Below are 14,976 nucleotides of genomic sequence, written 5' to 3'. Positions count from 1 at the left end.
CGGCGCCGTTCTGGGGCGGGGGACGTAGTTCGGCCCGGGGGACCCTTGGCGAAGGTGACGGCCTGCGCGGCCGCCCAGATTCGCCGCTAGAACCGCGCCGCGCTTACTTCATCCGGACAACACGCAACCGGGATGGGGCCGGCCATGGCGGGTTGCGGGGTCGGTCGCGATTCGGGCCGAGGGTTTCCCATACAAGTCGGTAGACGGTGCCCGACGGCGATTCACCGCTGTCGGGTGCGGTGCGCAGCTCGAGGTCGGGCCGCTCTGAAAAAAGTCGGCATTCCGCAGCCTCCCGTGCCCCCGCGATGTCAGGAGGCGCTTGCGCGGGGAGGAGTCGAAGGGTGGTTTCGTCCAGGAGCCATACGCCGGACTCGTCGCGTCGGTGCCATCTCAATAGCAGTCGGCCCGGTGCGATCCACCGGATCGGATGAACCCGTACCTCGAACGCAATCGAGCCTGCGCCACCAAACGACCACCGATAGCCGGCCCAATCGCTGACCTGCACAATCCGCCAGTGGTTTGACTCCGGCCGCGCAACAAAGATTTGGAGATCCCCCTTCACGTCGTACTTGTGGTAAGTGACAATGGGGCGTGCTGCGGAGTCAAACCCCAGCCGTACATTGCCGTTGATGACGCCACCGCCGGGGGCCACAGGGTCCACGGTTCCGCCGGCGGCCGGCGTGATCGGCAGCGGCAGCGGCCGTCCGAACGCGTCCTCCCAAGCGCACAGATCGCGGCTGCGGGCGTAGCCGGGTGAGTGCGAGCTGGCGCAGTCGGGGGAGTTGCGCCAGACCCACACGATGTGAAACCGGCCGTCCGGCCCCTGCGTGGGCACCGTCGCATAGGCGTTCATCTTGCCTTCTCCACTGAACAGGGGCGTGTCGAGCCAGTGCCGCCAGCGTTGCGTCGTATCGTCCCACACGTTCAGCAGGTCATCCCCTCGGCCGCTGCGTCCCTCCCGATATCGGAACAGAAGTCGGCCGGCCGCGTCGCGAAAGAAAACAGGGTAGGTGACACTGCTCTCCCGTTCGCCGACCATGCCGGGTTGCCGTTGAAGTGTCGTGACATCGGCAGGTTCCCGGCTGCGGTAGTACACCAGCGGCACGCAGTGCATGTTGCCAGCGACGTGGAGGCGACCCGTGCGATCCACCGCCATCGCGATGGAATTGTGCGAGTCCCAGCCGAGCTGACTGTCCAGCCGCAAGCGGGTCCAGTTGGTCGCGCCGAGCCGACGCTGCGCAATGGTCATCCACCGGTCGGCGTCATAGTAGCCGACATATTGATGGGGTGGGGCGGTGAGCAGTGCGAACTGCACGGGATGGCCTGCCCAGACGCGGTCCACGGTGATCTCTTCGGAAGCCGACCACCCAGCGCCCGCCGCCCACCCGAGTACGGCGGCGACTTGCTGCGGTTTCACGGGGATGGCAGCGCCTGCACCGCGTCGATACAGACGTGACCGCCCGCGTCGCCGGTCTCCACGATCACTGCGCCGGGGCGACCGGCCTCGAACCGAAAGGTGCCGAGCGAGACCATACCGCCCGGCAGCGGCGGCGATTCCCGCTGGTTGAGGCGGATGGTCGCTTCGCCGTCCGCGTGTATCACGCGCACCAACACGTTCGAGGCGCGGTTTTCGTGCGGGCGATAGGCGAAGCGCACTTCGTGGCGACCGGCGAGGGAGGGCGGGAACTCAAACCGCGCGGTCGCGGCGCGGCCGGGTGAGCTGTACCGGTAGCCGATGCCGACGTATCCCTCCAAGCCGTCGGCGGCCGTCCAGGTTCCCGAAAGTCGTGCAGCTTCGTCGTCGACCACCACCCCCCGCAAGGTTGCCGGCGAGATGCCCGGTTTGCGATCTGGGTTGGACGGCGCCGGCGGCGGGGCGGGCGGGGGGGCGTCGGGTGGGACGACGGGTTCATCCCGGTAGTGGGCACGTCGGGCGACGCCCGGCAGCTCCAGCAGCGACCGCAGCTCTGCCCAATGGCGCAGATACACGTCGCGGGGATCCGCGTTGTTCCGCAGACACACCGATGCGGCGCGTCCCACCACCTCGCCCATCATGCCGCCCGTCTTCATCACCCGGATCGTGCCGAGCGCCTCCCGGGTGACACTGATGCACCGACCTGCCATGAACAGGTTCGGCACGTTGCGCGAGTAAAAACAGCGGTAGGGAATCGGGTAGCCGACGGTGCGGTCCACGGCCTTGCCGAAGACCGCACGAGAGATGAACGGCGCATGGGGGGCGGCGTTGGTGTACTTCGGGTCGGGATAGTGCAGGTCAATGTCCCAGGTGGTCGGCACGCAGGCGTCCGGAAACTCCGTGCGCTGCCGGATGTGTTGCTCGGTGAGGATCACGTCGCCGAGCAGTTGGCGCGATTCGCGGGTGCCGCCGATCGCAGCCACCCATTCCAGCTCCGCATCCGGAAACATCGGCTTGCCGCCCGCCTCCGCACGCTTCATCGCTGCGAACGCGCCGAACACCGCGCGAAGGTTGTGGTCACGCACCTCTTCCAGATCGTCGATCGGATGCAGGTCAAAGCCGCTTTCCCAGAACCACTCGCCCTTGAAATTCTTCGGGAAGGGGAAGTCGTTCAGCTCCAGCGGCAGCGCCCAGGGCACATCCGGGAACGGCCGTGGGCCGTCCGCGCGGCGCCACCGCCACATGTTGCTCATGCCCATGTGGCCGCGCTCCGCGATCGTGTGGTCCGCGCCCGCAAGCACCCCGAGATCCGCGTGGCCGGTCGCGTCGACGAAGATGCGGCCCCGGAACCGCTTGTCGACGCCGCGCCGCACGTCCAGCGCGATCACCGCGCGGATGCGCCCGCCCTCCATTTCGACGCGGTGAACGTGATGGAGGAGATACAGGGCGATGTTCGGCTCCGCGCGGACGACCGCCTCGCGTTTGTCGTCGATGTACTCCTCCGTTCGCGCGGGACTCTCGCTGGGTTTGCCGGCGATCTCCTCGACGATTTCACCGATGCGCGGGAAAGGTGGCAGCCGCGTGTTGCCCTGCGGCCACACGCGGATCTCCGCGCTCGCGTTGCCGCCGAGCACGGGTCGGTTCTGGATCAGAATCACGCGGCATCCCATCCGCGCGGCGGAGATCGCCGCGGCCGTGCCGGCCAACCCCCCACCGGCGACCACCACATCGGCTTCGCCGCCGTCCTCGGGCTCGGTTGCGTTGAGCCGTTCCCGACGCCAGCGCCATAGCGCGTCGCCACCGGCCGGCGGTGGCGGGGCGTCGGGCGCGGCGAGCACGATCGCATCACAACGGCCGTCAAACCCCGTGAGGTCCCGCAGCGCAATCGTCGCCTCCGCGGAGTCGAGTTCGACAACGCCGCCGTCCTGCCAGTGCCACTCGGCGCCACGGTCGCCAAAGGTCTGCGGAAGGGGGCGGCCGTTGATCAGGATCTGGAAGCGACCCGGTGCGCCGGGTGCCCCCCATCGCGCCACCCAGTCTTTTGTGCGCGCCCAAACGCGGTACCGGCCGGCGCTGGGCAGACGCACGCGCGTTACCGCGTCAGCGACGGGCCGGCCAAGACCGTGCGCGAGCAGATAGGGCGACCCCATGATGTGGATGAACTGCGTATCGAGCGTCCACCCGCCGAGGTTCTCGAACGACTCCGCTTCGATCAGCACCGCGCCCTGTGCGCCGAATCCCGTCAGCAACGCCACCAGACCCAATCGCCATTGTATCCCACCCATCGCGCACCTCCGTTCGAGCATTCAGCGGCCTGGCGAACACCACCTCGTCGGACCTGAACAACATGCCCCAGACTGGGGTACCTGACAATACCGGTGCCAGACCGTCCCTCCGGGGTGACCGGGAGTAACGGGGGTCAATCGCGCAGGCGCGCCGGCATCCAGCCGCGAACGGAGTTGATCAGCCAGATCTGTTCTGCGGTGCGCAGGTCGGCCGGCCGCAGCACCGCTTCGCGGATTCGTTCCTGCGCCAGAAGCACTTCCCGAAGGATGCCTCGGAGCAGGCCGCAACGGGCGTCCGGCGTCAACCACTCGCCGTTTCGCCGTACCACGACATTGGCGATGGTGCTCTCGGTGATCTCGCCGCGTTCGTTCACAAGGATCGCATCGTCGCACTCGGGCCGCTCCCGGCGCGCGCGCTCATAGACTTCGCGGTGGGTGGTTTTGTGGTGTAGGAACGGGTCGTCCGATCGCACCGGGGTGCGCGCGAGACCAACGATTCGAACGGCGGGGCCGTTGCGTAACGGTTCTGCCTGGACCGATGCGCGTCCTTGCGGATCGAGCCGCAGCCGTACCCGCAGAGGGGTGGCGGCGCCATGCACTGCGCGGGCGAGCGAGGAACGAACGCCCGCCGGATCGAAGCGCCGTTCGAAGTACTCAGCGCTGGCGCGAAGCCGCGCGAGGTGGGCGCGCAGGTAGCGGTAGCCGTGGTTCGGCCGCCACAAAAGGGTCTCTAGCAGATCGAAGCGGGGCCATCGGTGCTGGAGCACGCGGGTCTTGTCGGCCGCCTCACGCCACTCCCGGTGCGGCTCGGAGTCCCAGACGATTCCGCAGCCGGCGCCATACCGGGCGCTTGCGCGGTGGTGAGCGTGCCAGATGGTACGGATGGCGACGCTGAAGACGGCGCGGCGGCGCGGTGCGACCACGCCGATGGCGCCGGTGTAGAGGCCACGCGGTGCGCGTTCGAGCTCCGCGATGGTGCGCATCGCCTCGATTTTCGGGGCGCCGGTGATCGAGGCGGCCGGGAACAGCGCGCGGAAGATCTCCGGCAACGGCGCATCGGTTTTCGCCGCGGCGGTGGACGTCATCTGCCAGACGGTGGGATGCCGCTCGACCGTCCATAGTGCGGGCACCGTCACGCTGCCGGGCCGCGCGATTCGGCCGAGGTCGTTGCGGACCATGTCGAGGATCATCACGTTCTCGGCGCGGTCTTTCGGCGAGGCGGCCAGTTCCCAACGGCGTTGCTGGTCACCGGCCGCGTCCGGCGCGCGGGGGCGTGTGCCTTTCATCGGCCGGCTTTCGATGTGGGTGCCTTCCAACCGGAAAAACAGTTCCGGTGAGACCGACAAGACTGTCCATGTGGCGGTCCGGATGAGCGCCGCAAACGAGCGCGGCTGAGCTGCCAGCAGCGCGGCGAACCAGCGGGGTGCGATATGCGGTGCCAGCCGTGCGCACCAACGAATCGTGTAGTTGATCTGGTACACGCGACCGGCGGCGATGCGGCGGCGGATTTCCGCGACCGCGGCGCGAAACGTCAGTGAACCCGGCCGGGGGTGCCACTGCACGCGCGGCGGTGCGGGCGGTCGCGCGGGGGGCAGGGCGGGAGTGGTGCGCGGGGCGTGGGCCAGCGCGAACCACGCCAGCGGCCCGCGCCAGCCGCCGCGAACCCGCATCGCCGGGTCGAGGGCGGGCGCGGCGTCGTACGCGAGAAAACCCGCCGCCCACCAGCCCCGTCGCGTCGCGGCGGCCACCTCCTCCAGCAGCGGAAACACGTCGGCAAGTCGGTTCGCGCACAACACATCCGTGGCCCAGAATCGCCACTCGACGCCGCGGTCGGGGTCTCGGAAGCGAATGGGGACAACGGCCGAGCGGCGTCTCATCGCATCGCGCGAAGGCGGGCGCGGATCGTGCGTACTGCGTCGGACGGGAGTGCCGGGTCTTGGAGCGCCAGTTCGTAGATCTTGCGCGCGTCCGCCGCGCGGCCCTCGGTTTCGTAGATTTCGCCGAGCAGGATCACCGCGTCCGGAAAGACCGGGCGCCGCTGCATCAGGTCTTCAAGCTCCGCGCGCGCCTCCGCGATTCGCCCGGCGCGGTGCAGGTAGAACGCATGTGTCCAGCGATACCGCGGGTCGGCCGGACGAAAACGAACCGCCCGCGCGGTCCACTCGATGGCTTCCGCCGGCGATCGGCGCCCGAGCAGCACCCCGAGGTTGTACGCGGCCTCGGCCATGCGTGGATCGCTGGCCAGCGCGCGGCGCAGCAGCGTTTCGGCCTCGTCGAGGCGGCCGCGCTCCGCGACGGCGAGAGCGAGGTTGAAGTTTGCCACCGCGTTGGTAGGCGCGATCGCAAGCGCACGGCGGAGCCATTGCTCGCTTTGTGCCAGGTCGCCCGCGCGGGCGTGCGCGATCGCACCGTTCACCCAGGCCATGGGTTGTTCGGGGGCGATCCGCACCGCGGCAGCGAACGCGGCGACCGCCGCGCGCGGGTCGCCCTGGTCGAGATGGAGATTGCCGAGGTTGTAGTGCGAGGCCCAGTCGTCCGGCCGACAGTCGAGCGAGGCACGGTATTCCGCGATGGCGGCCGACCAGGCGGTGCGGTCGGGTTCGGGATCGGCTGGTCCGACCGCGCCGGACAGAGCCAGCGCGCTGCGGATGCGCACCAGGCGCGCCTCGTCACGGCAGCCGGCGAACAGCGCGGCACGATTGGGGGGAGCGTCGCGCTGTCGTCCGAGCAGTTCGGTCGCGGCCGCGCGCACCAGGGGTGAGGGGTCGATGGCAAGGCGCTGGCGGGCGGCCGCTGCGGCGCGCGGGTCGGGGCAGTCCGCCAGCAGGCGCAGCAACGAGGCGGCGGCCATCACTTCCGCATCGGGTCGGCCCAGATACTCGAGGATCGCCGGCAGCCGCGACCAGTCGTTGGAACGGGCCGCTTGCACAAGCCGGCCGAGCGCGAGCACCGGCGCCTGGTAATCACGCGTGCGCCACTCCCGCACCTTCGTGTCGGCCCACTGGGGCGTCTGGTTCGAGTGGCAGAGGTTGCAGGCGTTCGGCGAGCCGAACGCGATCGTTGCGGCCGGTGCGGGAGGGCGCATCGAATGATCGCTGCGGCGCATTTGGGCGAACCACGTCATCGGCATGTGGCAGGACACACACTCGTTGCCCTTGCTGCCGACGGGATGGTGGGTATGTGCCGCTGCGTTCTCCACTCGCTCGCGGTGGCAGGGCAGACAGGCGTGATTGGCGGTTTCTCCGCGAAAGCGGTAGCGGCCGCTGGACGTGTGGCAGTGGAGACAGTCCATGCCCCCCTTGCGCGCGCAGGGGCTCATCAACCAGGAGCCCAGGGTGTAGTTTTCGCCGAGGTCGCGCCCGTCAGGGTAGTAGTCCGGGTGTTCCCAGGTGACCAGGTCGTAGTGGTCCCAAAACCGTTGGCCAGGGATGTACTGCGGCGTCAGCGGCCGCATTTTTGCGTGGCAGGGCGAACAAGCGTCGTTGCGCTGCTGCGGCGTGAGGTCCTTCATTCGGATCAGAAACAGGTTCGTGGGCGGCGGTTCGCCGCGCTGCTGCGCTTCGCGGAAGCGGCGGACGTGTTCAGCGCCGGGGCCGTGGCAGACCTCACAGTTGATGCCGGGCTCGTTCCAGGTGGTGCGGTAGGAGTCGGTCGCCGGGTCGTAGCCGCGGGACATCTGGCTGACGTGGCAGTCAAAGCAGGAGGTGTTGAACGTCAGTGGCCGTTCCTTCCAGTACAGCGCCTCGTCGTTCAGACCTTCCGCGTGGCGCACCATGCTGCCAGTGGTGTCGATCCAGCGCCGGCCGACCACGTCGTAGGCGACCGGCATCACCTGCAGGCGTCCGCCGTCCAGCAGCGTGAGGAAGTAGAACACGTTTTTTCCGCCCAGCGTGTACAGCACCGGGTAGGTCTTTCGCCCCTCCGGCCCTTCTTCCAGCATGTCAGCGCGATTGCCCTCCAGCCTCATCTGGTAGCGGTACGGCGGGATCTCGAGCGGTGTTTCGTGCGGGGTCAATTCGCCGCGCGCAAGCACCGCGCCGACCGGCTGCATCGCGCGACCGTGGTGCGACGACTCCCAGAGCTCGTAGAAGCGCGGGTGGCAGTCGCGGCAGGCGGAGGAACCGGTGAAGATCGCGCTCAGGGGGACCTCGCCCCCCGCTGCGGCCGCCCCGATCGCACCGATCGCCGCCGCGCTCCGCCAACACCGGACCGGCACCATCATCAGAAGGAGAGTAGCACCTGCCAGATGAACATGTGTGCGAACCCCTCGACCTCCGTCCAGATGCGGCGCACGAGGTCTGCGTCGCCGGTGACGGGGGGCATTTCGGGCGCAACCTGGTCCCAGGTCCGGCAGACGCCGGGCGGTGGCACGCGCGGCACTGCCAGCTCGGGCGCGGGCGGCGGGCGTTCGGCGCCGTCGGCCGGCGGTCGCACGGGCAGGTCACCGGTCGGCGCTCCGCTGTAGACTCCGAACTCGCGCGCGGCCTCCGTCATCGCCCGCACGTTTTCGGGTCGCACCTCGTTCTGCATGATCGCGCACGCGTCCACGATGTACCCGCCGTCCGCGCCGACATCTCGGATCGCATCGCGCACACAGGCGCGAACCTGTTCGGGCGTGCCGTACGCCAGCAAGAAGTTCGGAATGCCGCCGCTGAGCGCAAACTTGTGGTGCAGTTTCCGGTGGGCCAGGCGCAGGTCGCCGCGGTCCACGTGGTAGATGATGCTGCGTTCGGGCAGCTCCGCGAACCGGTCCAGGTGCGCATCCCAGTTGCCCTCCGCATAGAACATCGTCTGACGTCCGTGCCGCCAGAGCTCCGTGATGATCGGACGCAGCGTCGGCCAGAAGATCGTCTCGAAGTCGTTCATCGAAACGAACGGCACACAACCACGATGCATCCAGAACCCGATCGGCACCAACCCCGAGGGGTCGGAGGAGGTCAGCGCCACGTGAAACAGATGCGGCATCAGCGCCTCGCAAGCGGCTTTCACCTTCGCGGGACGTTCGATCAGATCCTCCGCAAGCCCGAGGTACCCGCGGAGCTTGTCCGCGAGGATGTCCATGGGTGCCTTCAGAATACCTGCGATCGCAGAAACTGTGCCGCATTCGGTGCGCATGCGCTGTACCTGCGGACCGAACGCGGAGAAATAGGAGAGCATCGCCATCGCCCCCTTCACCAGCGCCTGCATGCTGCGCGCCGTGTTCGGCCGGTCGGGTCCCGCGATCGCGTTCGAAACGCGGGGCAGCCAGGTTTCATAGAGAAACGCGCAGGGGTCTGCGATCAGCGCGTCGTATTCGTCGGCGCGCATGAACGCATGTTCCGCATCCGGTTCTCGGTATTGGAAGCCGGTGTCCGGTGGCACGTCGAGGCCGGGAATCCCGTAGTAGGTGAGGCCGAGCGCCTGGCTGAGCCCGGTCCAGACGTACACCATGTTCGCGACCGCGGCGTCCCAGTCATAGTCCTTGCAGCAGCGGATCACCGCTTCGAACGCGAGCCGGTAGTCGTGGGTGACCTCCTGGCAGGTGTAGCCGCAGTGCACCGCGGTCATTTCCGCCGCAAAGGGGCGGACCGGCACACAGTCGGGCTTCTCGTTGCGCAACGCGGTGACATAGCGCCGGAGACGGGTCTGGTAGAGGGCCTCGATCGCGGCCGGAGTGCGGGTGCTCGAGTTCATGACGGACAACTCCTGTTGTCGCGCGCACGATATCGTATGAGGGGGTTCCCGCCAAGCGTCGGCCGCTCCGTAGGATCGGGCTCGCCGACGAGCGATCGTAGCGGTTTGTGGTTCGAGTTGACCGCCTCGACGTCTCCCGCTAGCAATGTGCGCGATCTAATCGGAACGAAGAAAACCACAACAGCCCATGCACCACCACCGAAGAGCCAGTCGTCGTGACACCTTCCAGCTGTTCTTCGCGATCGCGGTCGGTGCGCTGCTTGCCAGTTGCGAGGCGCCGTGGGACGACGAGTCTCCGCCGCCGGACCAGCGCGATGACCGCGACCGCGCCGCCCCGCTCGAGGGCACCTGGACGTGGAAAACCGAGACGATGACGCTGAAGTGGGATGGTCGCCTCTACGCCGGCACCACGCGGGTCGAGGGATTCAGGCAGGATCCAAAGAACCCGGTCGTGTACCCCGTGCCGACCGAAGCGGCGATTGCGCCGGACGGGCGCGTCCGTGTCGAAGAGCATATTCTTTATGTGAATCACCCATCCAAAAACTATGATGTGGTGAAGATTGGCCGCTTGGAATCCAACGACCGGCTTGTGTTGGAGGTTGTCGAGGGGCAGTCCCCCCACACTCAGGTGTGGGTCCGACGTTAGGACGCCCTGGCTCCTCAGGAATGAGCGCCGGGTCGCCGCCGAGTCCTGGTCGCGTTGTCGCAGTTGAGTCTCTGGCGTCGCACCCGCGATCAGCCGGTCTCCCCCTCGCTGCTGTCGCTGGTGTCGTTGCGGTGCCCGTGTTGCGATCCTCTGCCAGCTCCCGATGCTGGCAGCCTTGGAAATCCCGCTACCCGTGTGCGGAAATACGTCGCGCATGCCAGCCAGCGCAGCGAGGAGAGGTAGGAGACCATCGTGACCATGATCGTCCATGGGTAGACCATTGCGAACCAGAACACCTCGCCGAGCCGTCGCGACCGGATCCGGTCGACCACGGCCTCGACGGGGATCGCGGGCACCGACAACGCTCCGAGAAGACCTCCAAAGACCGACATCGGGCCCCACGCGCACCCGGACGGCCCGTTTCCGCCCCACATACGCCCGAACCAGCGGCGCAGTGATCCGTCCGTACCACGGCTGCGCGGGTCGGTTGGTCAACCGAGTCATGCGGAGAGGTGAAACAACCGCGCGGAACACCTCATCGTGGCCTCGATACGTTTCCGGAAAGTAGTCGGTCTCCACTAGGCGGCACAGCACTTCCGCCCATCCGCCGAGATCCGTGTCGACAATCGCCAGCGCTAGGATTGCGGACGGGGATGTCTTCCAGCGGAACTTCTCGACCTCCACGTGAGAGCCGTGGCCAGCCTCCGGCGGTTCCAGGTGGGCGTCGACGGTCCACTGTCGGATCCGACCACCGCCGGCGCGGCTGGTGAACGTCAACTTGACCCGGGGGCGTGCCGCGGCAGACCACGACCTCGTGAGAGGTGCGGCAGGAGACGCCCGGTCCTTCCTGCTCCCGCGTCATGACGCAGCACTTCGCCGTCTCCCGAGTTGTCATTGTAAATCGGCGGTTTCAGGTGGTGATCGTTGGCCGCCCGGCCACAAGGCGGGCGGAGAACTCTGGACGGCGGCGTGCAAAAGTAGGTCGGGCTCGAAAGTCTCCGGTGGCCACCGGGAAAGCGGGTGAGGAAACGAAATGAGCCCGCCGTCCAGAGGACGACGGGCTCACAACGTCGGTCTCCCGCGCGAACCGCGCGGGCCCCGCCTACGTCACTGGTTCGCGCCGGTCTGGCTCTGGGCCTTCTCCGCGGGGGCGTTCGTCTGCGCAGGAGCTTCCTTCTTCTCCTCCTTCTTCGCGCAGCCAGCGTCCGCCATCGCGGTCACAACGCCGATCGCCGCCACCAGCGCGAGTGCCTTCGCAATCGTCTTCATTCTGTTTGTCCTCCATGCTGCCTTTGGGTCGGAACTTTGCGCCCATAGCAGCAATTCGGCCGTCTATGATATTCACCGGCGGTCCGGCGTCAAGAGCTTGCCCAATGGTTGAGCGAGGAAAAACACTGGAGGCCGCGGGCGCGCCGGAGCAGACGTTTACACGCCGTGACAATTCTGCGATGAGTTTACCTTGCGTCCGGGCGCGGGGTGTGGGCCCACAGAGGGCGGCCGAGGCCTGGACGAGTGGAGCCGATGAAGCACGAGATCCCTGGTCCGCTTGTTAGTCTTGCGGCCCTCGAGGTCGCGCTCATGGCCCTTGCGACTGGGGCGACGGCGGTAGTACCGGCGCTGCAGGCGGTCCCGCAGCCCTACCATCAGATTTCTTTTCAGCGAGACGGTTTGGAGATCGCCCGTTATCACTTCGGGCCGGAGCTCCGCCGCCCGTTCGTGTTTCCAGTCATCGGCCCGGCGGGGCGCGTCCTTACGCGCATGGGACATCCCCACGATCCGGAGAGCCATGGGCATCACAACTCCGTTTGGATCTCACACCAGTCGGTGGAGGGGGTGAACTTTTGGGAGGACCGCCCCGGGCCGGCGCGGATCGCGCACCGGCGGATCGAGCGTTTGACGGACGGGGCGGAAGAGGCCGCGGTGCTCTGCCAAAATGAGTGGCTGGGCACCAACGGCGCGCCGATTCTGCTCGAGCGGCGCCGGATCGCGGTACGCGCGATGCCGAATCGCGAGTGGCTTCTCTTGCTCGACGTTGAGCTGCGGGCGGTCGCCGGTGAGGTTGAACTTGGTGCCACACCGTTTGGCATCCTCGGAGTGCGGGTGGCGAAGACCCTCGGCGTGAAGGATGGGGGAGGGACCATTCGCAATTCCGAAGGCGGCGTCAACGAAGCCGGCGTCTTCCGGCGTCCCGCGAAGTGGGTGGATTACACCGGTCCGGTTGCACCCGGCATTGTGGAGGGGTTGACCTTGCTCGATCACCCCGAGAATCCGAACCATCCAACACCCTTTCATGTGCGGGATGATGGGTGGATGGGACCATGCCTTACGCTGCGAGGGCCGCTGGTGGTGCGCGAAGAGCCGCCGCTGCGCTTGCGGTACGGACTCTACGTGCACTCGGGCATGCCAGCGCCGTCACGACTTGAGGAAGTATGGCGCTGGTTCGCCGACTTGCCGCGGGATGCCGAACCATCGGTCCGACGAGGGAGCCAGTAGGATCCCGTCACCCTGGAGGGACGGCTTCCACGCCGTCCGCGAAACCCCCGAAGTCTCCCTCCCTCCATCCATCAGCCGGGGTGGAACCTGGCCCTCCATTTGCGCCGAAGATTGCGGAGGAACCCGTCACCTTGGAGGGACGGCTTCCACTCCGTCCGGAACACCCATCCGCGCCGTCTCTGCAGGGAAGCGCGCCCGAAAGTCCCTAGTTGCGGACAATTTCAAAAGGAATCGCGGGCAATACCCCCACCGGCACGCGCCGACCGCCCGCGTCCGCAAGAATCTCCACGATCAAATTCCCGCTCGTGCCGGCCTTCGCCTTTTCCGGATCGGCTTTGAACAGCAGCTCCACCTGGTCACTGCTCCAGTTGGCCTTGTCCAACCCGATCCCCTCGGGCGGGTCGCTAAGGTCCAGCTGGAACCGGCGTCGACCCGCGCCCATGGGGACCCGGACACGGACGGAGGCGGTCGCACCCGGGCTCAGCCGCACCGGAGTTGCACCGACGAGCTGGACAGGTGGCATCGGGCCAAACCGCGACGATACCGTCCATGCTAGCCATGACTCCGCGGGGACCAGATGCCGGTAGAAAAACGCTTGCATCAGATCGTCCGCCGGCGTCGCAGCCCGCCGCACCTCGCGCCCACTGATAGTGGCGACACCTTCCATCTTCAGCGCCACCGGTTCGGTGCCGCGCGCGGTCGCGGGGCCGGTGAGTGTCACCCGAACATGATCGGCGCCGGCCGGGATCCGAGCGCCGGTCAGCGACCAGCCGTTCGTCGGACTCGTCAACCGGAGCTCGACCGGGCCGTCAAAACCATCGCGCCGCAACACGTGCACGGTGAGCGCGACGGTCTGGCCCGGTCGAACATTCACGGTGGCGGGCACGACTCTCAGCTCGAAGTCCGGCCGAGGCACGCCCAAGCGCAGCCGATAGGCGTAATCGGGGCCGCCCTTGCCCTGGGCGTCGGCGACCGTGACGGTGTAGACACCATTGCTCGGCATCGTCACCTCGATGCGAGAGTCCGCCTGGTGAGTGACCAGACCTGCGCCCTTGTCATTGAAGTCGTCGTTTGCCGCGATTTCGCGGCCGGCCGCGTCGGCGATCCGCAGCAGGGAATCGAGTGGCGAATTCAGGCGGCGCGCGAAGACCTCGGCAACGACCTTCACGCCGGCGCTGGCTTCGAACCGATACACGTCGCGGTCGCCGGGGGCGCCGATGCGGCCGTTCGCGATCACCGGCGCGACGACCGCGGTGGCGCGCGCACTGTCATCGTTGGGTTCGCGCTCATACAGTTCCGGCCAGGTGTCGGCCAGGAACGGCTGCCAGTTCGAGAGGAGCTCGCCGGCCCGCACGGCGACTTTCTGAACGCCCGCTGCGGCGGGGGTGAACGGGATCGCGGAATTCGGCAGGTTCCAGCCGGTCAGCTGAACGGTCGTCGGCCGGCCGAGCGGGCCACCCAGCGGGTAGATCCCCTGGATGTACGGGATGCGGCCCACCGCAATCCGGTAGACGAAGTCCTCGCGACCGCGGTAGATCGCGTCGCGGATTTCGAGGTCGTACTCGCCGTCGGCCGGGATCTCGACGGAGATGACGGGGTCGGGATCGAAGCGGTTGTCGTCGCAGTACGCGAGCTCGCGCCCCTCGAGGTCGCGCAGCGAGAGCACCGCCTGAAACCACCCGGGGACTGCGTCGGCTAGGTAGGGGATCAGCGCGCGGGCCTGGGCCCAGGCGACCAGACGTTCCCCCTTGCGGGCGCGAATGCGGAAGCGGTCCACGTCGCCCGGCATGATTTGGCCGTTCAGCACCAACGGCAGCTCACCAGCGACGACGTTCGGGCCGGTGTCGTTCGGCTCCTTTTCAGTTTTTTCCGGCAGCACGCCCACCTGGAACCGCAGCGGGTTGGTCATGCCGAGCGCGCCGATCATCCGGACCTCCCGGTCGCCCGGCGTGGCGTCGGGCGCGATCGTGATCCGCAGTTTCACGTACTCCGAAATCGCCGGGTTCACCTGGCGCTTCGGATCGCTCATCATGCGGCGGTACTCCTGCAGCGCCCGCATGCTGAATTCGTCGATGCCGATTTCGCGCAACTGCGCGATCAGGCGCTGTTTCAGCTCTTCGGCCTCCGCCTTCCGCTGCGCATTTGTGCGCCCCATGTCGACGAGCTGGATGTACTTCTCGAAGTTGTTTCGAATCCCGTTCAGCTGCTGCGGCGCGAGCAGCCGCACGTGCCGCAGAATCTGCGCCGATACGCCGCCGCCGCTGACGAGCAAATTCGTTGCCCCCTCGATGTACTGCCCGCCGAGGACAGCCTCGAAAGTGGTGCCTCGCATGCCGCCGGCCGGGAAGATGTAGCCCGCGTGCGGCTCGCGCACCTGCGCGGTGGCGGTGGCGACCGCCAGCACGGCCGCCAGGGGCGTTCGTGCACGCCCGATCTGCAATGGAACCGCCGAGGTCATCGTGCAA

10 protein-coding genes are annotated in these 14,976 nt (G+C 67.6%); 2 read left to right on the top strand and 8 right to left on the bottom strand.

The genetic code is table 11. The features are described 5' to 3' along the window. Positions 1 to 103: 103 nt before the first annotated feature. The 5 genes from N2652_07380 to N2652_07360 all read right to left on the bottom strand — a co-directional run bounded on the left by N2652_07380 (position 104) and on the right by N2652_07360 (position 9,372). Complete coding sequence (locus N2652_07380; protein MCX7819008.1) at positions 104 to 1,417, bottom strand: BNR repeat-containing protein; 1,314 nt, start codon at positions 1,415 to 1,417, stop codon at positions 104 to 106. Further along, positions 1,414 to 3,699: an FAD-dependent oxidoreductase gene (locus N2652_07375; GenBank protein ID MCX7819007.1), complete on the bottom strand. Its 2,286-nt coding sequence runs from the start codon at positions 3,697 to 3,699 to the stop codon at positions 1,414 to 1,416. The genes N2652_07380 and N2652_07375 overlap by 4 nt, the downstream gene beginning before the upstream one ends. Positions 3,700 to 3,833: 134 nt before the next feature. Further along, complete coding sequence (locus N2652_07370; GenBank protein ID MCX7819006.1) at positions 3,834 to 5,576, bottom strand: bifunctional chorismate-binding protein/class IV aminotransferase; 1,743 nt, start codon at positions 5,574 to 5,576, stop codon at positions 3,834 to 3,836. Next, positions 5,573 to 7,921, bottom strand: a complete 2,349-nt coding sequence (locus tag N2652_07365) for an ammonia-forming cytochrome c nitrite reductase subunit c552 (protein MCX7819005.1) — start codon at positions 7,919 to 7,921, stop codon at positions 5,573 to 5,575. The genes N2652_07370 and N2652_07365 overlap by 4 nt, the downstream gene beginning before the upstream one ends. Next, positions 7,921 to 9,372, bottom strand: coding sequence for a hypothetical protein (locus N2652_07360; protein ID MCX7819004.1), 1,452 nt, complete (start codon positions 9,370 to 9,372; stop codon positions 7,921 to 7,923). Before N2652_07360 ends, N2652_07365 begins: the two co-directional genes overlap by 1 nt. A gap of 187 nt (positions 9,373 to 9,559) precedes the next feature. Here N2652_07360 and N2652_07355 point away from each other — a divergent pair, with 187 nt between their 5' ends. Then, a complete protein-coding gene (locus tag N2652_07355; protein ID MCX7819003.1) occupies positions 9,560 to 10,018 on the top strand; it encodes a hypothetical protein in 459 nt (152 codons plus the stop codon). A gap of 89 nt (positions 10,019 to 10,107) precedes the next feature. Here N2652_07355 and N2652_07350 read toward each other — a convergent pair whose 3' ends face one another. Then, positions 10,108 to 10,374, bottom strand: coding sequence for a hypothetical protein (locus N2652_07350; protein ID MCX7819002.1), 267 nt, complete (start codon positions 10,372 to 10,374; stop codon positions 10,108 to 10,110). Positions 10,375 to 11,125: 751 nt separating this feature from the next. Then, positions 11,126 to 11,287 (bottom strand): hypothetical protein, encoded by a 162-nt coding sequence (locus tag N2652_07345; GenBank protein ID MCX7819001.1) that lies wholly within the window; start codon positions 11,285 to 11,287, stop codon positions 11,126 to 11,128. A 309-nt stretch (positions 11,288 to 11,596) separates the two neighbouring features. Between N2652_07345 and N2652_07340 the strand changes: the two genes are divergently transcribed. After that, positions 11,597 to 12,511: a PmoA family protein gene (locus N2652_07340; GenBank protein MCX7819000.1), complete on the top strand. Its 915-nt coding sequence runs from the start codon at positions 11,597 to 11,599 to the stop codon at positions 12,509 to 12,511. Between the two features lie 205 nt (positions 12,512 to 12,716). Here N2652_07340 and N2652_07335 read toward each other — a convergent pair whose 3' ends face one another. Beyond that, positions 12,717 to 14,969 (bottom strand): PPC domain-containing protein, encoded by a 2,253-nt coding sequence (locus N2652_07335; protein ID MCX7818999.1) that lies wholly within the window; start codon positions 14,967 to 14,969, stop codon positions 12,717 to 12,719. Positions 14,970 to 14,976 lie beyond the last annotated feature (7 nt).

Source organism: Kiritimatiellia bacterium (assembly GCA_026417735.1).
Taxonomy (GTDB): domain Bacteria; phylum Verrucomicrobiota; class Kiritimatiellia; order PWTM01; family PWTM01; genus CAACVY01.
Note: the sequence above shows the minus strand (reverse complement) of the source record. Positions and strands in the feature narration are given on the sequence as shown.

Coding starts and splice junctions, on each gene's coding strand:
- N2652_07375 (MCX7819007.1), bottom strand. CDS start 3,699: ATGGGTGGGATACAATGGCGATTGGGTCTGGTGGCGTTGCTGACGGGA.
- N2652_07370 (MCX7819006.1), bottom strand. CDS start 5,576: ATGAGACGCCGCTCGGCCGTTGTCCCCATTCGCTTCCGAGACCCCGAC.
- N2652_07365 (MCX7819005.1), bottom strand. CDS start 7,921: ATGATGGTGCCGGTCCGGTGTTGGCGGAGCGCGGCGGCGATCGGTGCG.
- N2652_07360 (MCX7819004.1), bottom strand. CDS start 9,372: ATGAACTCGAGCACCCGCACTCCGGCCGCGATCGAGGCCCTCTACCAG.
- N2652_07355 (MCX7819003.1), top strand. CDS start 9,560: ATGCACCACCACCGAAGAGCCAGTCGTCGTGACACCTTCCAGCTGTTC.
- N2652_07345 (MCX7819001.1), bottom strand. CDS start 11,287: ATGAAGACGATTGCGAAGGCACTCGCGCTGGTGGCGGCGATCGGCGTT.
- N2652_07340 (MCX7819000.1), top strand. CDS start 11,597: ATGGCCCTTGCGACTGGGGCGACGGCGGTAGTACCGGCGCTGCAGGCG.
- N2652_07335 (MCX7818999.1), bottom strand. CDS start 14,969: ATGACCTCGGCGGTTCCATTGCAGATCGGGCGTGCACGAACGCCCCTG.